This is a genomic window from Microbacterium sp. zg-Y818 (assembly GCF_030246905.1).
In the GTDB taxonomy this organism is placed as follows: domain Bacteria; phylum Actinomycetota; class Actinomycetes; order Actinomycetales; family Microbacteriaceae; genus Microbacterium.
The window spans coordinates 1,495,839-1,515,504 of sequence record NZ_CP126741.1 but is presented as its reverse complement, the minus strand read 5'-3'; the positions used below and the strand labels follow the sequence as shown (position 1 = coordinate 1,515,504).

Genomic DNA, 19,666 nt, shown 5'->3' with positions numbered 1-19,666 from the left:
ATGCGAATTCTTGCAGCGATGAGCGGTGGCGTCGATTCCGCCGTGGCCGCCGCGCGCGCGGTCGACGCCGGGCATGACGTCGTCGGCGTGCACCTGGCGCTCTCCCGCGCGGGTGGCACGCTGCGCGCGGGGAGCCGCGGGTGCTGCACCGTGGAGGACGCCCTCGACGCCCGTCGGGCAGCAGACCGGCTCGGCATCCCGTTCTACGTGTGGGACTTCTCCGAACGCTTCCGCGACGACGTCGTGGCGGACTTCATCGCCGAGTATCAGGCCGGTCGCACGCCGAACCCCTGCATGCGCTGCAACGAGAAGATCAAGTTCGCCGCCCTTCTCGAGCGGGCCCTCGAACTGGGATTCGACGCCGTCTGCACCGGGCACTACGCGACCCTCGTCGACGGACCGGACGGCCGCGAGCTGCACCGCGCGTCGGACGCGGCCAAGGACCAGTCGTATGTCCTGGGAGTGCTCACCGCCGAGCAGCTGGCACACACGTACTTCCCGCTCGGCACGACCCCCTCCAAGGCGGTCGTGCGCGCCGAGGCCGAAGCGCGGGGATTGACCGTCGCGCACAAGCCCGACAGTCACGACATCTGCTTCATCCCCGACGGCGACACCCGCGGGTGGCTCGCCGAGCGCGTGGGCGCCGAGCAGGGCGAGATCCTCGACCGCAGCGGAGCGGTCGTGGGCACCCATGAGGGCGCGCACGCGTTCACGGTGGGGCAGCGCCGCGGGCTGCAGCTGGGCGTACCGGCACCAGATGGCAAGCCGCGTTTCGTCCTCGAGGTGCGCCCCGTCACCAACACCGTCGTCGTGGGTCCCAAGGAGGCCCTCGCCACCGCGCAGATCGCGGGGGAGCGCTTCACCTGGGCCGGCCGCCCGCCCGCTGAGAACGCCTTCGACTGCGACGTGCAGATCCGGGCGCACGCAGATCCGGTGCCGGCACGCGCGGAGATCGCCGACGGGGTGCTGACGGTGACCCCGCAGACGCCGTTCGACGGTGTCGCTCCGGGGCAGACCGCTGTGCTGTACGTCGGCACGCGCGTGCTCGGGCAGTTCACCATCGACCGGACGGTGTCGGCGGCTCCCGTCCCGGCGTGACGTCGGCGGCTCGTCCTACACTTGCGGGGTGACGGATGCCGCTGACTTCACGCCCGCGCCCCTCGACGAAGCCCGAGCCGAGGCGGGTGATCTCACCGAACGCATCCTGAACGCACGCGACGCGTACTACGGCGAGAACGCCGAGATCGTCGACGACGCCACCTACGACGGATGGATGCGGCGGCTCGAGCAGCTCGAGCGTGAGCACCCCGAGCTTGCGGGTCAGGACTCGCCGACGCAGACCGTGGGTGCGGCGCAGTCGTCGATGTTCGCGCCGGTGGAGCACGCCGAGCGCATGCTCAGTCTCGACAACGTCTTCAGCGTGGACGAGCTGCGCGACTGGTGCATGAAGACGCAGGCCGCTGCCGGTCGCACCGTCCGGTGGCTGACGGAGCTGAAGATCGACGGCCTGGCGATCAGCCTGCGCTACGAGAACGGGGTGCTCACCTCCGCCGCCACGCGCGGTGACGGCCGCGTGGGCGAGGACGTCACGGTGAATGCGCTGCGCGTGGCCGGCATCCCGTCGAGGTTGTCGGGAACCGGGCACCCGCCGCTGGTGGAGGTGCGCGGTGAGGTGTTCATCCCGGTGGCGGCGTTCGACGAGCTCAACGCCCTCCAGGCGCGCCTGCGCGACCGTGTGCTCGCCGAGTCGCTCGCCCGCGGCGTCGACGAGGAGAAGGCGACGCGCAGCGCCGCCCGACGCTTTCCTGCCTTCGCCAATCCGCGCAATGCCGCCAGCGGTGGCCTGCGACAGCAGCTGGAGAAGAAGAGCGGGATGGAGCTCGAGGCCGGGCAGGCGCGCCTGGCTTCGCTGCGCCTCTTCGTGCACGGCATCGGCGCCTGGCAGAACCCGCCGGTGGCCACGCAGAGCGAGGTCTACGGGCTGCTCGCCGAATGGGGGCTGCCCACGAGCCCGTACTTCCGAACCTATGACGACGTCGACGGCGTGGTGTCGTTCGTGGAGCAGTACGGCGAGCACCGGCATGCCGTCGAGCACGAGATCGACGGCGTGGTGGTGAAGATCGACGAGCTCGACCTGCACGGCGAGCTGGGCGCCACCAGCCGTGCTCCGCGGTGGGCGATCGCCTACAAGTATCCGCCGGAGCAGGTGAACACGAAGCTGCTCGACATCGTGGTGTCGGTGGGCCGCACCGGCCGCGCCACCCCGTTCGCGATCATGGCGCCGGCCCAGGTGGCCGGCAGCGTCGTGCGGCAGGCGACCCTGCACAACCAGGAGGTCGTCAAGGCGAAGGGCGTGCTCATCGGCGACACGGTGGTGCTGCGCAAGGCGGGCGATGTCATCCCTGAGGTGCTGGGCCCGGTCGTGGAGCTGCGCGACGGCTCGGAGCGCGCGTTCGTCATGCCTGCGAACTGTCCCGAGTGCGGCACGCCGCTCGCGCCGGCGAAGGAGGGCGACATCGACCTGCGTTGCCCCAACACGCGCGCCTGCCCGGCTCAGGTGCGAGGGCGGGTGGAGCACATCGGCTCTCGCGGCGCCCTCGACATCGAGGCGCTGGGAGAGGTGACCGCTGCCGCCTTGACCCAACCCACCGTGCCGGACGTTCCGCCGCTGCAGACCGAGGCAGGACTGTTCGACCTGACCCTGGAGCAGCTCGTACCCATCGAAGTGGTGGTGCGCGATGCCGAGACCGGCGAGCCCCGTGTCGACGACACCACCGGTGAGCCCGTGCGCCGGGCGCCCTTCCGGCGCAACCCCAGCCCGGCCGAGAAGAAGCAGGGCCTGACGGGTCCGCAGCCCTCGGCCCAGGCGCTGACCCTGCTCGACGAGCTCGAGAAGGCCAAGACCAAGGAGCTGTGGCGGTTCCTCGTCGCGCTGAACATCCGCCACGTCGGGCCGGTGGCCGCCCGCGCGCTGGCGCAGTGGTTCGGCTCCGTCGCCGCGATCCGCGCGGCATCCCGCGACGAGCTCGCCGCCGTCGACGGCGTGGGTGGCATCATCGCCGACGCTCTCATCGACTGGTTCGAGGTGGACTGGCACCGCGACATCGTCGAGCGCTGGCAGGCCGCCGGCGCGCAGTTGGCCACGCCCGGTCACCCGGGACCCGGCGCGGCGACCGCCGGCGGCGGGGTGCTCGACGGCGTGACGGTCGTCGCCACCGGGTCGCTTGAGGGCTACACCCGCGAGGGGGCACTCGAGGCGATCATGGCGGCAGGGGGCAAAGCGGCATCCAGTGTCTCGAAGAAGACCGACTTCGTCGCCGCCGGGCCCGGGGCGGGATCCAAGCTCGCCAAGGCCGAGCAGCTGGGCGTGCGCATCATCGACGCCGCGCAGTTCAAAGTGCTCGTCGAGCAGGGGCCCGAGGCTCTGGGGGCGCCGCCCGCCGCGGAGTGAGGGTGCCGCCGACGCGGGTCGCCCTGATCAGGGTTCGCCCCGCGGCGGCTGCGCTCACTCGGCCGCGATGAGCTTTTCCAGCGATTCGCGCACCTGTCGGCGCAGTACCTTGCCGATCATCGATCGCGGCAGCTCCTCGACGACGAAGATGCGTCGGGGCACCTTGTAAGGGGTGAGGATGCCGCGTGCGAACTCCCGCACCGCCTCGATGTCCACGTGGGCGTCGCCGTCGACGACGATCGCGGCGGCGACCTCTTCGCCGGAGTGGGCGCTGGGAAGGCCGACGACGGCGGCATCCAGCACGTGCGGGTGCTGGCGCAGGGCGATCTCGACCTCGGTGGGCGCCACGTTGAACCCGCCGGTGATGATGAGCTCCTTGATGCGGTCGACGATGCGCACGAAACCGGCGTCGTCGATGGTCACGATGTCGCCGGTACGGAACCAGCCGTCAACGAACGCTCGCTCGGTCTCCTCGGGGTGGCCGTAGTAGCCACGGAACACTTGGGGCCCGCGTACGACGAGCTCGCCGCGTTCCCCCGGGGCGACGTCGACGGTCGGCTCGTCGGGATCCACGACGCGGCACTCGGTGCCCGGGAGGGGGAGACCCACGGTGCCCGGCTCGCGGTTGGGTGCGACGGGGTTCACGATCAGAACGGGGGAGCACTCCGACAGGCCGTATCCCTCCACGAGGTATCCGCCGGTGGCCTCCTCGAAGGGCACCACCAGTTCGTGGGGGAGCGCCATGGCGCCCGAGATGGCGATCTGGATGCCCTGCAGCGATACGCCGCGCTCGCGCGCCACGGTCAGCAGGCGCTCGGCGATGGGGGGCACCAGGGGGAAGACCGTGGCGGGACGCTTCTTGACCACGGCCAGCACGAGGTCCGCATCGAACTTCGGGAACAGCACCAGCCGCGCGCCCATCGACATCGCGAACGTGACGCACAGGGTCAGTCCGTAGGCGTGGAACATCGGAAGCACGGCGTAGAAAACGCACCCCTTGCCACGCTCGACGCTGGGCACCCACGAACGCGCCTGCACGGCGTTGGCGAGCAGGTTGCGGTGGGTGAGCGCGGCGCCCTTGGGGCTGCCGGTGGTGCCGCTGGTGTACTGGATGATCGCGAGGTCATCGGTACCGGGGCCGGGGTGCGATGCCGGCAAGGGCTCGTGCGCGACGATCTGCTGCCACGGCGTCACATCGACGACCGGCTCGGTGAGGGCATGACGCGATGCTCGGGCCTTGGCCACCGGTAGCCGCAGGGCGATCTGCTTGGTCGTCGGCAGTGCGGTGGTGATGTCGACCGAGATGATGTCGGGGACGGGGAGATCGTCGGGGAAGTCCTGCAGCGTCGCGACCACCTTGCTCCACACGATCGCGTGACGTGCGCCGTGGTCCTCGAACTGCTTGCGCAGCTCGCGGGCGGTGTAGAGCGGGTTGTGCTCCACCACCACCGCGCCCAGGCGCAGCACGGCGTAGAACGCGACGATGTGCTGTGGGCAGTTGGGGAGCACGAGCGCGACAGGATCGCCTGCTCGCACGCCTCGGGCGTGCAGGGCGGCGGCGGCCCGGTCGATCTGGTCCTGCAGGGCGCGGTAGGTGGTCTCGCGTCCGAAGAATTCCAGCGCCGGCGCGTCGGGGAAGTCACGGGCGGAGGTGGCTACAAGGTCCACGAGAGAGCCCGTCAACGGGGCGAGGTCGGCGGTAACCCCTTCTGCGTAGCTGCGGATCCAGGGGCGCGGCGGGTCGACGTCGATCACCTGGACAGCCTAGGCCGCGTTCGGGGGTGCCCCTGTCGCGCTCAGCGGCACGCTCATCCGCACGGCGCTGCCGAGCGGCCCAAGTAGACTTGCGGGGTGTCAGAAATCACCCCCGATCTCGTCCGCCACCTCGGTGTGCTCGCCCGGATCCAGCTCAGCGACGAGGAGGTCGAGCAGCTCACCGGCCAGCTCGACGTGATCGTCGACAACATCGCGAAGGTGTCGCAGGTCGCCACGGCCGACGTCCCCGCGACGAGTCACCCGGTTCCGTTGCAGAACGTGTTCCGTCCCGACGTTCCGGGCGACATGCTCACCGTCGACCAGGTGCTGCAGAACGCACCCGACGCCGCCGACGGCCGCTTCCGCGTGACCGCGATCCTGGGAGAAGAGCAGTGACCGATCTGACCCGCCTGACCGCCGCGGACCTCGCCTCCGCTCTGACCGCCGGCGAGGTGTCCAGCGTCGAGGCCACGCAGGCACATCTCGACCGCATCGCCGCCGTCGACGGCGACGTGCACGCGTTCCTCCACGTCAGCGACCACGCGCTCGACGTCGCCGCGGACATCGACCGCCGCCGCGCCGCCGGAGAGCAGCTCGGCCCCGTCGCCGGCGTCCCGCTGGCGATCAAGGACGTGCTGGTCACCACCGACATGCCCTCCACGAGCGGGTCGAAGATCCTCGAGGGCTTCATGTCGCCCTACGACGCGACGGTCGTCGCGCGCTCACGCGCCGCCGGCCTCGTGCCGCTGGGCAAGACCAACATGGACGAGTTCGCCATGGGCTCCTCCACCGAGCACTCGGCGTACGGCCCCACCCACAACCCGTGGGATCTGGACCGCATCCCCGGTGGCTCGGGTGGCGGCTCGGCCGCGGCCGTCGCCGCTTTCGAGGCGCCCCTCGCGCTCGGCTCGGACACCGGCGGCTCCATCCGCCAGCCCGCGCACGTCACCGGCACGGTCGGTATGAAGCCGACCTACGGCGGCGTGAGCCGATACGGTGCGATCGCCCTGGCATCCAGCCTCGACCAGGTCGGGCCGGTCTCGCGCACCGTGCTGGACTCGGCGCTGCTGCACGACGTCATCGCCGGTCACGACCCGCACGACGCGACCTCGCTCACCGACCGGTGGCCGTCGTTCGCCGAGGCTGCCCGCGAGGGCGCCCGGGGCGAAGTGCTCAAGGGACTGCGGGTCGGCGTCATCAAGGAGCTCCCCGACAGCGGTTTCCAGGCCGGGGTGTCGGCATCGTTCCACGAGGCTCTCGAGGCGATGCAGGCCCAGGGCGCCGAGATCGTCGAGATCAGCGCCCCGCACTTCGAATACGGCGTCGCCGCGTACTACCTGATCCTGCCCGCCGAGGCATCCAGCAACCTGGCGAAGTTCGATTCGGTGCGCTTCGGCATGCGCGTGAACGTTCCCGGCGGCACCGTCGAGGACGTCATGGCGGCCACGCGCGACGCCGGGTTCGGTCCCGAGGTCAAGCGGCGCGTGATCCTCGGCACCTACGCACTGTCGGCCGGCTACTACGACGCGTACTACGGCTCCGCCCAGAAGGTGCGAACGCTCATCCAGCGGGACTTCGACGAGGCCTTCACGCAGGTGGACGTCATCGCCACGCCTTCTGCGCCGACGACCGCGTTCCGCCTCGGCGAGAAGATCGACGACCCGCTGCAGATGTACCTCAACGACGTCACCACCATCCCCGCGAACCTCGCGGGGGTTCCGGGCATCTCGATCCCCTCGGGGCTCGCGGCCGAGGACGGCCTGCCCGTCGGCATCCAGTTCCTCGCCCCGGTGCGCGAGGACGCCCGTCTGTATCGAGTGGGCGCCGCCGTGGAGGCGATGCTCGTCGACCGCTGGGGTGGCCCGCTGCTGGACCGCGCACCGATCCTGGGAGGGACCCGCTGATGGCCAAGGCAAAGCTGATGGACTTCGACAAGGCCCTCGAACTGTTCGAGCCCGTTCTCGGGTTCGAGGTGCACGTCGAGCTCAACACCGAGACGAAGATGTTCTCCGGCGCGGGCAACCCCGCCAACGAGAAGAACCACGCCGCGGGTCCGAACACCCTCGTCGCGCCGGTGGACATGGGTCTTCCCGGCTCGATGCCGGTGGTCAACGCCGAGGCCGTTCGGTCGTCGATCAGCCTGGGCCTGGCCCTCGGCTGCTCGATCGCGCCGTCGAGCCGCTTCGCGCGAAAGAACTACTTCTACCCGGACCTGGGCAAGAACTACCAGATCTCGCAGTACGACGAGCCGATCGCTTTCGAGGGCGAGGTCGAGATCGAGCTCGCCGACGGCGACACCGTGGTGATCCCGATCGAGCGCGCGCACATGGAGGAGGATGCCGGCAAGCTCACCCACATGGGCGGGTCGACCGGTCGCATCCAGGGCGCCGAGTACTCGCTCGTCGACTACAACCGCGCCGGCGTGCCGCTGGTCGAGATCGTGACGAAGCCGATCATCGGGGCCGAGCACCGCGCGCCCGAGATCGCCAAGGCGTACATCGCGACGATCCGCGACATCGTGCGTGGCCTCGGCATCTCCGAGGCCCGCATGGAGCGAGGCAACCTCCGCTGCGACGCGAACGTGTCGCTGCGTCCCCGCGTCGCCCCCGGTGAGCCGACGCCGCCGCTGGGCACCCGCACCGAGACGAAGAACGTCAACTCGATGCGGTCGGTCGAGCGGGCGGTGCGGTACGAGATCCAGCGGCAGGCGGCCATCCTCGCCGACGGCGGCACGATCATCCAGGAGACGCGCCACTGGCACGAGGACACCGGCACCACCTCTCCCGGTCGGCCGAAGTCCGACGCCGACGACTACCGGTACTTCCCGGAGCCCGACCTGCTGCCCGTGGTGCCCTCCGCGGAGCTGATCGAAGAGCTGCGTGCGGCGCTTCCGGAGCCGCCGGCTGCCCGGCGCCGCCGGCTGAAGGCGGACTGGGGATTCACCGACCTCGAGTTCCAGGACGTCGCCAACGGCGGCCTGCTGGGCGAGGTCGAAGCGACCATCGCCGCCGGCGCATCGCCCGCCGCCGCCCGCAAGTGGTGGACCGGCGAGATCACGCGCCTCGCGAACGCGGCGGGCCGGGAGCCGAGCGAACTGGTGTCGCCGGCCGATGTCGCCGCGGTGCAGGTTCTCGTCGATGCCGGCACGCTCAACGACAAGCTGGCCCGGCAGGTGCTCGAGGGCGTCATCGCCGGCGAGGGCTCGCCACAGGAGGTCGTCGACGCCCGCGGGCTCGCGGTGGTCTCGGACGACGGCGCGCTGATCGCGGCGATCGACGAGGCGCTGGCATCCCAGCCCGACGTGATGGCGAAGATCCGCGACGGCAAGGTGCAGGCCGCCGGAGCGGTGATCGGCGCCGTCATGAAGGCGATGAAGGGCCAGGCCGACGCCGCGCGCGTGCGCGAGCTGATCCTCTCCCGCGCCGCCGAGTGAGTATTCGCCGGCGCGAGTGAGTATTCGCGGAGCCGAGTGAGTAATCACCCGTCGTACCGAATACTCACTCGCGAACCCGAATACCCACTCGGGTGTCGGGGGATGCGGGGATGATGGGGTTATGGGACGCGGGGACGGAACGGGGCGCATCGTCTCGCCGGACGGCGCCGACGACACCGGCACGCGCATCCTCCACGTCGACATGGATGCCTTCTATGCCGCCGTGGAGGTGCTCGACGACCCGTCGCTGAAGGGCAAGCCCATCATCATCGGGTCGCCCGAGGGGCGCAGCGTCGTCTCGAGCGCCTCGTACGAGGCGCGCCGCTTCGGCGTACGGTCGGCCATGCCGGTCAGCCAGGCCCTGCGCCTGTGCCCGCAGGCGACAGTCGTCGCCCCGCACTTCGACCGCTACCTCGCCCTGTCCCAGCAGGTCATGGAGATCTTCCACTCGATCACCCCGCTGGTCGAGCCGCTGTCGATCGACGAGGCGTTCCTCGACGTTCACGGAGCGCGCCGCCTCTGGGGATCGCCCGGCGAGATCGGACGGCTGCTGCGGGTGCGCGTGCTCGACGAGACCGGGTTGACGTGCAGCGTCGGGGTCGCGGCCACCAAGCACGTCGCGAAGATGGCATCCACCATCTCCAAGCCCGACGGCTTGTTGATAGTCCGCGCATCCGACACCCAGGCGTTTCTCGCCGCGCGCCCGGTGAGCGCCCTGTGGGGGGTCGGCCCCAAGGCGACCGTGGCGCTGGAGACCCGCGGCATCCGCACCGTGGCCGATGTGCTCGCCACCCCGCGCGGTGTGCTGAACCGAGCGCTCGGTCCGGCGATGGGCGAGCGGGTGTGGCACCTCGCGCGAGGCGTCGATGCCCGTGAGGTGCAGACCGAGCGCATCGAGAAGAGCGTCGGACATGAGGAGACCTTCCACGACGACATCGCCGACCCCGCCGTGCTGCGCACCGAACTGCGCCGGCTCGCCGACCGCGTCGGCGCCCGCTTGCGCGGGAACGGCTGGGAGGCGGCCACCATCGCCCTGAAGCTGCGCTTCGCCGACTTCAGCACGCTCACCCGGTCGCAGACGCTTCCCGAACCGACCGCGGTGGGGCAGCGCATCGGGGATGCCGCGTGGGACCTGTTCCACCAGATCGACCTGCGCATGCCGGTGCGGCTCATCGGCGTGCGCGCCGAGAACCTGCGACCCGCCGGCGGCGCGCCACTGGCCCTCTGGGACGACGACGAGGACTGGCGCCGCGTTGAGGAGGCCCTTGACGGAGCCCGCGAGCGATTCGGCCGCGCCGCCGTCACCCGCGCGACGCTGCTGGGCGGCACCCGGGACCTCGGCGCTCTGCCGACTAATCCCCGCCCGGAGCGCCGCCCCCAGGGCCCACCCGAGCACTGACCCACCGGATGCTGGGCCGCAGGCGCGCGGCCCGGTACGGTGGGGGAATGGCCAACATCGCACTGGACCTCGGCAAGCAGTCCGCTTCTTACGGCGTCACCAGCGTCTACGGAGAGAAGCAGGAGCTCGACGGCATCACCCTCGTCCCTGTCGCCCTCGCCTGGACGGGGTTCGGCGGCGGAGCGGATGCCGACGGGAACGGCGGCGGGGGCGGTGGCGGCTATGCCATCCCGCTCGGCGCATACGTGCGCAAGGGCGATGATCTGCGGTTCGAGCCGAACATCGTCTCGTTCCTCGCGGTGGCGATTCCCTTCGTCTGGGTCGCCGGTCGCGCACTGAGCCGTGTCATCCGCGCCCTCAAGAAGTAACGACCGCGCGCTGTCCCCGGCTCTTCGCGCGGCGACGGATCGTCTCGTCGCTGCGGTACGAGCCGTGGGCGCGTCCAATCCGGTGGTCCTCATCGACGGCCGCAGCGGCGCGGGAAAGTCCACGCTCGCGCGCGAACTGGTGGCCCGATGGCCGCAGCGCGGTCGGGTGCAGCTGGTGGCGCTGGACTCCCTGTATCCCGGGTGGGACGGCCTCTTTGAGGGTGCCGTCTACGCGCGCGACCAGATCCTCCGCCCCCACGCGCGCGGGTTGATCGGTGTCTGGCAGCGGTGGGACTGGGAGTCCGGCACGCGCGCCGAGGCGCACGCGGTGGACCCCTCCCTGCCACTGATCGTCGAGGGCGCGGGCCTGCTCACCCCGGAGAACGCGCGGCTCGGCGACGTGCGCGCGTGGCTCGAGTCGCCGGCGGTCTCCCGCCAAGCGCGGGCACTGGCGCGCGACGGCGACGGTTTCCGCCCGTACTGGACTCGCTGGGCCGAGCAGGAAGAACGCCACCTCGCACGCAACAGCCCTCGCGAGCGCGCGACGCACGTCTTCCAGATCCCCTGACGAAACGGCCGCGAAGCGGCTCAGGTCATCGCCCGAGTGCGGCGACCAATCCGTCCAGCCGATAGCCGAGCCAGTCGTAGATGGCGAAGCGCCGGTCACCGGCGTCGTGGTCGTCCTCGCCGTCGATGCCCAAGCGGGTCGCCAGCACGAGGCGCAGCGCGTTCAGGGTGCGCAACCAGGCGCGGCCGCGCTCGCCCGTGAGCGTCACCGCGAGTGTCTCGGCAAGGGAATCGGGAGGCACGTCAGTGAGATGCAGCCCCTGTCCGCCGGGGGAGAGGTCGTCGAGCACGGCGCGCGCATCGTCGCGGCGGCGACCCAGCAGATCGGATGCCGTCAGCGCGCGGAATTCACGCGCGGCATCCGCGTCGTCCCGGTACGCGTCCGGGACGAGTCGCGCGATGGCCGGGTCATCGGGCGGGCGAGCGCCCGAACGGCCGCCCTCATCGAGCAGCTCGAGGAATTGCGAGACGAGGTCGGCGAGGTGGGCACCCTCGACGAGGGTGATCTCCATGACGATGGGACCGGTGTCGGTCATGCCGGCGCCTGCTGCACGGTCGCCCAGAGCCCGTAGTCGTGCATCGCCTGCGTGTGCAGCTCCATCTGTTCGCGTGCACCCTCCGCGACGACCGCGCGTCCTTCGTGGTGGACGGCGAGCATGAGGCGGGTCGCGACCTCGGGGGAGTGCCCGAAGTACTCGCGGAACACGTGCACGACGTAGCTCATGAGGTTGACCGGGTCGTTCCACACCACCGTCTGCCACGGACGGTCAGCTTCGGCGAGCTCGTCCAGACGTGTGATCTCGTCGAGATCCGGCGTTGCGAGGCCCATCAGGCCCATCCCAGTTCGTGCAGGCGGTCGTCGTCGATGCCGTAGAAGTGCGCGATCTCGTGCACCAGCGTGGTGTGCACCTCGTCGCGAAGCTCTTCGACCGACCCGCAGGCGTGCAGGTGCGGCTGCCGATAGACGATGATGCGGTCGGGCAGTTCGCCCATGCCGTAGCGGTCGCGCTCGGTGAGGGCCCAGCCGTCGTACAGGCCGAACAGATCGAGGCTGCCGTCTTCGGGGAGGTCCTCGACGACGAACACGACGTTGTCGAGTCCGCCGACCATGTCATCCGGAAGGCGATCCAGTTCGTCCACGACGAGCGCCTCGAACGCCGCAGCATCCATATCGATCATCATCGTGCCTCTCGGCACTTCTTGGGGTGAGTAACGGGGCTCGAACCCGCGACATCGGCCACCACAAGGCCGCGCTCTACCAACTGAGCTATACCCACCATGTCTTCCCGCCTGAGCGGGCAACCTCTAAATTCTCTCACATCTCTGGAGCGAATGACGACACGGCCGATGCCGCGGCGGCACGTGCCTCGTCGCTGGAGGGACCCGGCTCGGGCACGAAGACCGCGGCGCGGTAGTACGCGAGTTCGCGGATCGATTCCTGGATGTCCGCGAGGGCCCGGTGCCCGCCCTCTTTCGCCGGCGCGTTGAAGTACGCGCGGGGGTACCAGCGCCGCGAGAGCTCTTTGATGCTCGAGACGTCGACGTTGCGGTAGTGCAGCCAGCGGTCGACACGCGGCATGTACTTGGCGAGGAACATGCGGTCGGTGCCGATCGTGTTGCCCGCGAGGGGAGCCTTGCCCTCGACGGGGACGAAGCGCTGGATGTACTCCAGGGCCTCGTGCTCGGCCTGCGCGAGGCTGACGCCCTGCGGCAACTCGGCGAGCAGTCCGGAGGACTCGTGCATCGTGGTCACGAAGTCGTTCATGTTCGCCAGCGCCGAGGCATCCGGCTTGATGACGATCTGGAAACCCGGATCGACTGCGCGCAGTTCGAAGTCGGTGATCACGATGGCGATCTCGACGATCTCATCGACGGCGAGGTCCAGTCCCGTCATCTCGCAGTCGATCCACACGAGCCTGTCGTTTTCTGAAGCCGCCACCATGGGCTCCATCCTACGTGTGGCCCCCGACGCCGACCTGACGTCCCCCCGAGGCGATTCGAACGCCTGACCAAGAGATTAGAAGGCTCCTGCTCTATCCACTGAGCTACGGGGGGTCCCGTCCAGGCTACCGGGATCACGTGCCGACTTCGGTGGGGGGGTCCATGGCGGTCCGCCGATCTGCGGCGTAGCGTGCACGTGTCGAAAGGGGTTCGAGGATGAGTGCAGGTGAGAAGCGCACGCAGCTCTGGGTGGCATACGGGAGCGGGGGCGTCGCCGGAACGATCCGAAAGATGGAGGAGGCCTACGTCGTCACCATGGCGGGAGCCGACGACGTGCACGGGATGTATCCGTCGATGGAGGCTGCGAAGGGTGCACTGCACGCGCAGATGACCCCGGGCTCGGAGTGGCCGCAGTTCCGCGAGCACTGAGGGTCACGCGGAAGGCTGCGGCGCCTCGGCGGGTTCCTTCGCCGAGGGACGCCGCGTGTCGAACCACGGCAGCGTGGCGTGCACGAGCGGTCCGATGAGCACGGCGAACAGCACGGTTCCCAGTCCGACCGTGCCACCCAGCAGCCACCCGGCCACCAGCACGGTCGCTTCGACCACCAAACGGCAGGTCCAGATCGGCCAGCCGAACCGCGCGTTGAGGCCCGTCATCAGCCCGTCGCGCGGGCCGGGTCCGAACCGCGCGCCGATGTAGAGGCCGGATGCCACGCCTACGGCCACGAGCCCGGCGAAGAACACCGCACCCTGCGCGAGCCAGCCGGTCGGCGGGGGGACGACCCAGATCGTCAGCTGCATGCTGGTGCCGACGAGGGCGATGTTGGCCACCGTGCCAACCCCGGGCCGCTGACGCAGCGGGATCCACAGGAGAAGCACCAGGAATCCGAGCAGGTTGGCCACCCAGCCGATGCCGATCCCGGTCTGCCGAGAGATCCCCTGGGCCAGCACGGTCCAGGGATCCAAACCGATGCCCGCCTGCACCATCAGAGCGCAGCCCGCCCCGAAGAGCAGCAGCCCTCCCAGCAGTTGCAGCACCCGTCGTGTCACACCGTCAGTCAACCGCACGATTCGCGGGCCGGGCGCGTTTGTGACGCGGGGCGTCCTCGCCGACGTCACCGGCTCGAGAACAAGCACTGCACGGCATCGTCGGCAGACCAGAACTCGCCGATCGGGATGAGCCGGCCCCGGCCCGGGTGGTAGCGGAGCGCCCTGTACCTCACGTCGGATCCCTCGGCTACGCGGCCGAGGTGCCCGACCACGCGTCCGTCGCGGCTGACCACGCGCCAGAGGTCAGGCGCGGCGTCGACGAGCTTGCTGCCCGTCGCGGACTTCACCAGCACGGGGGCCTGCATTGTGATCATCGACGCCTCCTGGACTCGAACGTATGTCCGACCACGGACATCCCGGTTCGCGCCGGGCACAGCAGGCACCGCGCCCTCCACAGGAGGGGATCGCGCGGATGCATCCCCGGAACGGGTGCCTGCCCGCATCGCCTGCGGTCCGGCATGGGCATGGTGGAAGCGCTTCGGCACCCGACGGGCACGCGGGTGCCGAAGCGGCGGGGAAACCCCCGCTCCACATCGAGAGGACAGGTCCCACCATGAGCGAATTGATCACCGTCACCGGCAACCTCGCCGCCGATCCGGAGCGGAGGTCCACGGCCGGCGGCGACGTCGTCGTCGCCTTCCGTGTCGGCAGTACTCAGCGTCGGTTCGACAAGGAAGCGAACACGTGGGTCGACGCCTATACGAACTGGTACCACGTGTCGGCGTTCCGCAGCCTGGCCGAGCACGCGCTGAGGTCCTTGCGCAAGGGAGACCGCGTCATCGTGGTCGGCACCCTGCGCCTGCGCACCTGGGAGAACGACAGTCGCAGCGGGGTCACCGCCGATGTCGACGCGCACGCCATCGGGCCCGACCTGCGCTGGGGCACCACCACCTTCACCCGCGCGGCGCGTGGAGCCGAGGCGCCCGGTGGCGTGCCGGCGGAGCCTGCTCCGACCGCTCACGTCGACGCCGACGGCTGGGCGCTGCCGCCCGCGGGTGGTTCGGACGACGAAAACGGGAACACCGCCGGGCCGGGTGCAGCGGGGGACCCCTCGACCCCGTCGACGGGGGAACCCGCGCTCGTCACCGCGGGCGCGCCGCACCTCGCAGACGGCGAGGAGACGCCCTTCTGACCTCGTGGGGAGGCGCACTCACCCTAGACTTCCGGGGTGCTCCGTCATCCCACGTCATCTGCCCCTGAACCAGGAACTCCGGTCGCGGTTGCGCGCGGTGGGCGTTCGGGTGGGCGCGCCGGGCGAGCCGCGCTGACCCTCGCGAGTGCACTGCTCCTCGCGACGGGGTGCGCGGCGACTCCGGTACCCGAGCCGGCGCCCACGACGGCCGTCGAGCCGGCGCCTACGCCCTCCGCCTCGACGCCTGAGCCGACCGGTCCGGTGCTCTTGCCCGACGGCTCCGCCGAAGACAACCTGCCCCTGTTCACCGCCGTCGCGCAGACGGTGTGGGAGTCGCCGCAGAACGCCGAAGGGCGAGCCTACGTCGATGCCCTGGTCGCCGCGGGCTTCGACAAAGGGGCGATGCAGGTGACGGAAGACATGTCGACGATCGGCAACGCGGCCGAGACGCTGGAGTTCTCCGTCCAGTGGGGAGAGGAGTGCCTCCTGGGTCAGGTCGGTCCGGTCACCGGCGCCCTCGTGACGTCGGTCGTACCGGCACTCGCCGGCGGCGTCTGCCTGCTGGGCGAGACCCGCCCCATCGACTGGTGAGTTCGGCGGTCCCGGGCGCCCCCGGCGCCCCGGGCGGGGCCGACCAGAACGCCCCGTAGACTTGACCGGGTGTGGCTGAGGACCTCTCGCATGTCCTGTCGCCGCGCGACGATGCTCTCGAGCATCCGATTCCCGCGCATCTAAGGAGCGTTTACCCCCGTGGCTGAGTACATCTACCAGATGGTCCGTGCCCGCAAAGCGGTCGGCGACAAGCTGATCCTGGACGACGTCACCATGTCGTTCCTGCCGGGCGCGAAGATCGGCATGGTCGGACCGAACGGCGCCGGCAAGTCGACGATCCTGAAGATCATGGCGGGGATGGACACCCCCTCCAACGGCGAGGCGAAGCTCACCCCCGGCTTCACCGTCGGCATCCTCATGCAGGAGCCGGAGCTCGACGAGTCCAAGACGGTGCTGGAGAACATCCAGGAGGGCATCGCCATCAAGGCGAAGGTCGACCGTTTCAACGAGATCTCGGCGCTCATGTCCGACCCCGATGCCGACTTCGATGCGCTTCTGGCGGAGATGGGCACGCTGCAGGAGGAGATCGACGCGGCGGATGCCTGGGACCTCGACTCCCAGCTCGAGCAGGCGATGGACGCCCTGCGCACGCCCCCGGCCGACGCCTCGGTGGCGAACCTCTCCGGCGGCGAGAAGCGCCGTGTCGCGCTGACGAAGCTGCTGTTGCAGAAGCCCGACCTGCTGCTTCTCGACGAGCCCACCAACCACCTCGACGCCGAGAGTGTGCTCTGGCTCGAGCAGCACCTGCAGAAGTACTCGGGCGCCGTCATCGCCGTCACACACGACCGGTACTTCCTCGACAACGTCGCGCAATGGGTCGCCGAAGTCGACCGTGGTCGGCTGATCGCCTATGAGGGCAACTACTCGACGTACCTGGAGAAGAAGGGCGAGCGCCTCGCCGTTCAGGGCAAGAAGGACGCCAAGCTCGCCAAACGGCTCGCCGACGAACTCGAATGGGTCCGCTCCAACGCCAAGGGGCGCCAGGCCAAGTCGAAGTCGCGTCTGGCGCGCTACGAGGAGATGGCCGCTGAGGCGGACCGCACCCGCAAGCTGGACTTCGAAGAGATCCAGATCCCGCCGGGGCCGCGCCTGGGTGGGATCGTCATCGAGGCCAAGAAGCTCGAGAAGGGCTTCGACGGCCGTCCGCTGATCGAGGGCCTGAGCTTCAGCCTGCCGCCGAACGGCATCGTCGGAGTCATCGGCCCGAACGGCGTCGGCAAGACCACCCTTTTCAAGACGATCGTGGGGCTCGAGCCGCTCGACGGCGGCCAGCTGAAGATCGGCGAGACGGTCAAGATCAGCTACGTCGACCAGACCCGCTCGAACATCGACCCCAACAAGTCGCTGTGGGAGGTCGTCTCCGACGGTCTGGACATCATCACGGTGGGCAAGATCGAGATCCCGTCGCGCGCGTACGTGTCGAAGTTCGGATTCAAGGGACCGGACCAGCAGAAGAAGGCCGGCGTGCTCTCCGGTGGTGAGCGCAACCGTCTGAACCTCGCCCTCACCCTCAAGGAGGGCGGCAACCTGCTGCTGCTCGACGAGCCCACCAACGACCTGGACGTCGAGACCCTGCAGTCGCTCGAGAACGCCCTGCTGGAGTTCCCCGGCTGCGCGGTGGTCATCACCCACGACCGGTGGTTCCTCGACCGCATCGCGACGCACATCCTCTCCTACGAGGGCACCGAGGAGAACCCCGGCCAGTGGTACTGGTTCGAGGGCAACTTCGAGGCCTACGAGGCGAACAAGATCGAGCGACTCGGCCCCGACGCGGCCAACCCGCACCGGTCGACGTACCGCAAGCTCACGCGTGACTGACGCCGCCCCGTTGCGGATCCACGTCCCCATCCCGCTGCGGTGGGGCGATCTGGACGCACTCAATCACGTCAACAACACCTCGATGCTCAAGCTGCTCGAGGAGGCTCGCCTTCGTGCCTTCTGGCGCCCTGACGCGGGCATGGAAGGTCCTCCGACCGCCGTGCTCGATTCCGGCCTGAGCGCCGGCGCGGAGACGATGACCCTCATCGCGCGCCAGGAGATCGAGTACCTCGCTCCGGTGCCCTACCAGCAGCGACCGCTCGATGTGCAGCTGTGGATCGGGCGCCTCGGCGGCTCGAGCATCGACGTCTGCTACGACGTCTACAGCCCGCTCGGGGAGTCGCCGCGCACCCTCTATGCCCGCTCGACGGCGGTCGTGGTGATGGTGAGCAGCGCCACCGGCCGCCCCGTGCGCCTCACCACGGAGATGCGGCAGGCCTGGGCGCCGTACGTTGGTGAGCCGATCGTGTACGCACACCGCCGCTGAAGACCCGCAGCCACGGCGCCGAACACCCGCGGCCGTCGCGGCCGGCCGTCAGCTGCCGCCGGGGACCCGGATCATGATCTCCTGGGCGACCGTGGCCAGCAGCCGGCCGTCGCGGCTGTGGATGCGGCCCGTGGCGAGCCCGCGGCCGCCACGCGCGCTCGGCGATTCCTGCGTGTAGAGCACCCACTCGTCCACCCGACCGAACCGGTGCCACCACATCGCGTGATCGAGGCTCGCCACCTTGAGCCCCGGCGTCGACCACGGCAGCCCGTGAGCGCGCAGCACGGTCTCCTGAATCGTCAGATCGCTCAGGTACGCCAGCACGGCCCGGTGGACCGCCGGGTCGTCGGGCAGGGGAGAGCGGGTGCGCATCCATACCGCCTGGTGCGGCGTGTGAGCGCCCTCGACGGTGTCGTAGATCGGGGAGGTCACGTACCGGCACTCGATGGGGCCACCGCCCAGTACCCGCACAGACAGCGGGTGGCGGGAGGGGTCGAGCACCTCCGTACCGGGGAGGTCCTCGGGTGCGGGCACGTCCGACGGCATCGGCGCTCCGTGCTCGACCCCGGGGTCCTCGTCTTCGAAGGACGCGATCATCGAGAAGATCGGCACGCCCTCCTGATAAGCCTGGGTGCGGCGGGTCGAGAACGACCGACCGTCGTGGATGCGGTCCACCGACAGGGTGATCCCCTTGGTGACGTCGCCCGGGCGCAGGAAGTACCCGTGCATCGAGTGCGGCACGCGCTCGGGCGGGAGGGTCCGCGCGGCGGCGGTGATCGCCTGCGCCAGCACCTGCCCTCCGAATACGCGACCGCTCGGCATCGCGTGCGAGGCCCCCGTGAAGATGTCCTCGGTGGTACGGGCAGCGGACGCCGCCAGGTCGATGACCGAGAGCATCGTGGCGACGGGATCGGTGGACGAATCGGGCACTTCACTCCTGTCTGCGCGGCGCGCACAGCGCCGCTTGGTAGTTTAAAGCCGATGCCGCACCACCTCCGTTTCCCCGATCACCGCGCCGCGACCGACGCAGCGACCTTCGCCTCCCGCGCGTCGCGGATGGGGGACGGTGCGGTGCGGCTGCAGGCGGCATCCGGAACGCTCGTCATGACCTGCGCGCCGCTGGCCCCCCGCGGACTGCTCGATTCCACCCCCACGGTGCTGGGACTTCGGGCCTCGACGGTGGATCCGGAACTGCTCACCGACATCGTTGTGGATGCCGCGACTCTCGTCGTCTCCGACGACCCCCTCGCCCTCACACTCCCCGACGCCGCGGTGTCGGCTCCGTGGGCGGGCGTCGCCCCGCCCCGCGGCGGCTGGGACGCCGCCGGCACGCTGGATGCCGCGACGATCGCCACCCGCGCCCAGTGGGGCATCGCCGCCGTCGCCGAGTCGGTGCCGCGAGATGCCGGTGACGACGCCGTGCGCGCCGTGCGCGCGTCGGTGTGGGGCGCACAGGATGCCGCCATGGCCGGGCTGCCGCTGGGCGTCGCGTTCGCCGCGTTCGGCCTCGGTTTCATCGGCGGGGCCGAGACGGTCGAGCTGCGCACCGCCGGGCCGTGGACGCGTCTGAGTCTGCGCCGCGGCCACGTGCTCGTGCGCGGTCCGGTGAAGGCCGGGCTCACGCCCGTCCGCGCGACCGGCGCGAGGGCCTGA

Annotated in this window: 22 protein-coding genes and 2 tRNA genes; 14 read left to right on the top strand and 10 right to left on the bottom strand. The window is 70.2% G+C overall.

Annotated features, from left to right (window positions below):
- Together mnmA and ligA are read left to right on the top strand one after the other, a co-directional pair.
- Positions 1–1,098, top strand: coding sequence for a tRNA 2-thiouridine(34) synthase MnmA (mnmA, locus tag QNO21_RS06985; RefSeq protein ID WP_257519017.1), 1,098 nt, complete (start codon positions 1–3; stop codon positions 1,096–1,098).
- A 28-nt stretch (positions 1,099–1,126) separates the two neighbouring features.
- Positions 1,127–3,451 carry an NAD-dependent DNA ligase LigA gene (ligA, locus tag QNO21_RS06980; protein WP_257519016.1) on the top strand — a complete coding sequence of 775 codons (2,325 nt, stop codon included), beginning with the start codon at positions 1,127–1,129 and terminating at the stop codon, positions 3,449–3,451.
- Between the two features lie 54 nt (positions 3,452–3,505).
- On the opposite strand, the gene QNO21_RS06975 is transcribed toward ligA, so the two are convergent.
- On the bottom strand, positions 3,506–5,206 hold the full coding sequence (locus QNO21_RS06975; RefSeq protein WP_257519015.1) for a long-chain-fatty-acid--CoA ligase: 1,701 nt from the start codon (positions 5,204–5,206) through the stop codon (positions 3,506–3,508).
- Between the two features lie 96 nt (positions 5,207–5,302).
- Here QNO21_RS06975 and gatC point away from each other — a divergent pair, with 96 nt between their 5' ends.
- The 6 genes from gatC (at position 5,303) to QNO21_RS06945 (ending at position 10,974) form a co-directional block, all read left to right on the top strand.
- Complete coding sequence (gene gatC, locus QNO21_RS06970; RefSeq protein ID WP_257493326.1) at positions 5,303–5,602, top strand: Asp-tRNA(Asn)/Glu-tRNA(Gln) amidotransferase subunit GatC; 300 nt, start codon at positions 5,303–5,305, stop codon at positions 5,600–5,602.
- Positions 5,599–7,110 carry an Asp-tRNA(Asn)/Glu-tRNA(Gln) amidotransferase subunit GatA gene (gene gatA, locus QNO21_RS06965; protein WP_257519014.1) on the top strand — a complete coding sequence of 504 codons (1,512 nt, stop codon included), beginning with the start codon at positions 5,599–5,601 and terminating at the stop codon, positions 7,108–7,110. Before gatC ends, gatA begins: the two co-directional genes overlap by 4 nt.
- On the top strand, positions 7,110–8,639 hold the full coding sequence (gatB, locus tag QNO21_RS06960) for an Asp-tRNA(Asn)/Glu-tRNA(Gln) amidotransferase subunit GatB (RefSeq protein ID WP_257519013.1): 1,530 nt from the start codon (positions 7,110–7,112) through the stop codon (positions 8,637–8,639). Before gatA ends, gatB begins: the two co-directional genes overlap by 1 nt.
- Positions 8,640–8,760: 121 nt before the next feature.
- Entirely contained in the window at positions 8,761–10,038 is a 1,278-nt protein-coding gene (locus QNO21_RS06955) for a DNA polymerase IV (RefSeq protein WP_257515686.1), read from the top strand.
- Between the two features lie 47 nt (positions 10,039–10,085).
- Positions 10,086–10,406: a hypothetical protein gene (locus QNO21_RS06950; RefSeq protein ID WP_257519012.1), complete on the top strand. Its 321-nt coding sequence runs from the start codon at positions 10,086–10,088 to the stop codon at positions 10,404–10,406.
- A 64-nt stretch (positions 10,407–10,470) separates the two neighbouring features.
- Entirely contained in the window at positions 10,471–10,974 is a 504-nt protein-coding gene (locus tag QNO21_RS06945; protein WP_257515688.1) for a nucleoside/nucleotide kinase family protein, read from the top strand.
- 25 nt (positions 10,975–10,999) lie between these two features.
- Here the strand turns inward: QNO21_RS06945 and QNO21_RS06940 are convergent, their stop codons facing one another.
- From QNO21_RS06940 to QNO21_RS06915, 6 genes are all read right to left on the bottom strand, one after another.
- The gene (locus QNO21_RS06940; protein ID WP_257519011.1) at positions 11,000–11,509 is read right to left on the bottom strand and encodes a DUF2017 family protein; all 510 of its coding nucleotides are present in this window, start codon (positions 11,507–11,509) and stop codon (positions 11,000–11,002) included.
- Positions 11,506–11,811, bottom strand: a complete 306-nt coding sequence (gene clpS / locus QNO21_RS06935; protein ID WP_257515690.1) for an ATP-dependent Clp protease adapter ClpS — start codon at positions 11,809–11,811, stop codon at positions 11,506–11,508. Before clpS ends, QNO21_RS06940 begins: the two co-directional genes overlap by 4 nt.
- Positions 11,802–12,152, bottom strand: coding sequence for a metallopeptidase family protein (locus QNO21_RS06930; protein WP_257519010.1), 351 nt, complete (start codon positions 12,150–12,152; stop codon positions 11,802–11,804). Before QNO21_RS06930 ends, clpS begins: the two co-directional genes overlap by 10 nt.
- 22 nt (positions 12,153–12,174) lie before the next feature.
- Positions 12,175–12,250: transfer RNA gene (locus QNO21_RS06925), tRNA-His, on the bottom strand.
- A gap of 38 nt (positions 12,251–12,288) precedes the next feature.
- Positions 12,289–12,915 (bottom strand): oligoribonuclease, encoded by a 627-nt coding sequence (gene orn / locus QNO21_RS06920; protein ID WP_257515692.1) that lies wholly within the window; start codon positions 12,913–12,915, stop codon positions 12,289–12,291.
- Between the two features lie 40 nt (positions 12,916–12,955).
- A tRNA-Arg gene (locus tag QNO21_RS06915) sits at positions 12,956–13,028 on the bottom strand.
- Positions 13,029–13,130: 102 nt separating this feature from the next.
- On the opposite strand from QNO21_RS06915, the gene QNO21_RS06910 reads away from it, so the two are divergent.
- Entirely contained in the window at positions 13,131–13,343 is a 213-nt protein-coding gene (locus QNO21_RS06910) for a methyltransferase (RefSeq protein ID WP_257515693.1), read from the top strand.
- Between the two features lie 3 nt (positions 13,344–13,346).
- On the opposite strand, the gene yczE is transcribed toward QNO21_RS06910, so the two are convergent.
- Both yczE and QNO21_RS06900 read right to left on the bottom strand, forming a co-directional pair.
- On the bottom strand, positions 13,347–13,964 hold the full coding sequence (gene yczE / locus QNO21_RS06905) for a membrane protein YczE (RefSeq protein WP_257515694.1): 618 nt from the start codon (positions 13,962–13,964) through the stop codon (positions 13,347–13,349).
- A 65-nt stretch (positions 13,965–14,029) separates the two neighbouring features.
- A complete protein-coding gene (locus tag QNO21_RS06900) occupies positions 14,030–14,278 on the bottom strand; it encodes a hypothetical protein (protein WP_257519009.1) in 249 nt (82 codons plus the stop codon).
- 239 nt (positions 14,279–14,517) lie between these two features.
- Here QNO21_RS06900 and ssb point away from each other — a divergent pair, with 239 nt between their 5' ends.
- The 4 genes from ssb to QNO21_RS06880 all read left to right on the top strand — a co-directional run bounded on the left by ssb (position 14,518) and on the right by QNO21_RS06880 (position 18,013).
- On the top strand, positions 14,518–15,096 hold the full coding sequence (gene ssb, locus QNO21_RS06895) for a single-stranded DNA-binding protein (protein WP_257515696.1): 579 nt from the start codon (positions 14,518–14,520) through the stop codon (positions 15,094–15,096).
- Between the two features lie 261 nt (positions 15,097–15,357).
- Positions 15,358–15,687 (top strand): DUF6993 domain-containing protein, encoded by a 330-nt coding sequence (locus QNO21_RS06890; RefSeq protein WP_257519008.1) that lies wholly within the window; start codon positions 15,358–15,360, stop codon positions 15,685–15,687.
- A gap of 159 nt (positions 15,688–15,846) precedes the next feature.
- Positions 15,847–17,526 carry an energy-dependent translational throttle protein EttA gene (gene ettA / locus QNO21_RS06885; RefSeq protein ID WP_257515666.1) on the top strand — a complete coding sequence of 560 codons (1,680 nt, stop codon included), beginning with the start codon at positions 15,847–15,849 and terminating at the stop codon, positions 17,524–17,526.
- Positions 17,519–18,013, top strand: a complete 495-nt coding sequence (locus QNO21_RS06880; RefSeq protein ID WP_257515667.1) for an acyl-CoA thioesterase — start codon at positions 17,519–17,521, stop codon at positions 18,011–18,013. The genes ettA and QNO21_RS06880 overlap by 8 nt, the downstream gene beginning before the upstream one ends.
- Before the next feature lie 48 nt (positions 18,014–18,061).
- Here the strand turns inward: QNO21_RS06880 and QNO21_RS06875 are convergent, their stop codons facing one another.
- Positions 18,062–18,910: an acyl-CoA thioesterase gene (locus QNO21_RS06875; RefSeq protein WP_257519031.1), complete on the bottom strand. Its 849-nt coding sequence runs from the start codon at positions 18,908–18,910 to the stop codon at positions 18,062–18,064.
- Positions 18,911–18,994: 84 nt separating this feature from the next.
- Here QNO21_RS06875 and QNO21_RS06870 point away from each other — a divergent pair, with 84 nt between their 5' ends.
- A complete protein-coding gene (locus QNO21_RS06870; protein WP_257515668.1) occupies positions 18,995–19,666 on the top strand; it encodes a DUF8185 domain-containing protein in 672 nt (223 codons plus the stop codon).

Bases quoted from the DNA above. Each gene is read 5' to 3' on its own strand.
- QNO21_RS06940 (WP_257519011.1), bottom strand. From the start codon at position 11,509: ATGACCGACACCGGTCCCATCGTCATGGAGATCACCCTCGTCGAGGGT.
- mnmA (WP_257519017.1), top strand. From the start codon at position 1: ATGCGAATTCTTGCAGCGATGAGCGGTGGCGTCGATTCCGCCGTGGCC.
- QNO21_RS06910 (WP_257515693.1), top strand. From the start codon at position 13,131: ATGAGTGCAGGTGAGAAGCGCACGCAGCTCTGGGTGGCATACGGGAGC.
- QNO21_RS06955 (WP_257515686.1), top strand. From the start codon at position 8,761: ATGGGACGCGGGGACGGAACGGGGCGCATCGTCTCGCCGGACGGCGCC.
- gatB (WP_257519013.1), top strand. From the start codon at position 7,110: ATGGCCAAGGCAAAGCTGATGGACTTCGACAAGGCCCTCGAACTGTTC.
- QNO21_RS06950 (WP_257519012.1), top strand. From the start codon at position 10,086: ATGGCCAACATCGCACTGGACCTCGGCAAGCAGTCCGCTTCTTACGGC.
- ssb (WP_257515696.1), top strand. From the start codon at position 14,518: ATGAGCGAATTGATCACCGTCACCGGCAACCTCGCCGCCGATCCGGAG.
- orn (WP_257515692.1), bottom strand. From the start codon at position 12,915: ATGGTGGCGGCTTCAGAAAACGACAGGCTCGTGTGGATCGACTGCGAG.
- QNO21_RS06870 (WP_257515668.1), top strand. From the start codon at position 18,995: ATGCCGCACCACCTCCGTTTCCCCGATCACCGCGCCGCGACCGACGCA.
- clpS (WP_257515690.1), bottom strand. From the start codon at position 11,811: ATGGGCCTGATGGGCCTCGCAACGCCGGATCTCGACGAGATCACACGT.
- QNO21_RS06930 (WP_257519010.1), bottom strand. From the start codon at position 12,152: ATGATCGATATGGATGCTGCGGCGTTCGAGGCGCTCGTCGTGGACGAA.
- QNO21_RS06900 (WP_257519009.1), bottom strand. From the start codon at position 14,278: ATGATCACAATGCAGGCCCCCGTGCTGGTGAAGTCCGCGACGGGCAGC.
- QNO21_RS06875 (WP_257519031.1), bottom strand. From the start codon at position 18,910: ATGCTCTCGGTCATCGACCTGGCGGCGTCCGCTGCCCGTACCACCGAG.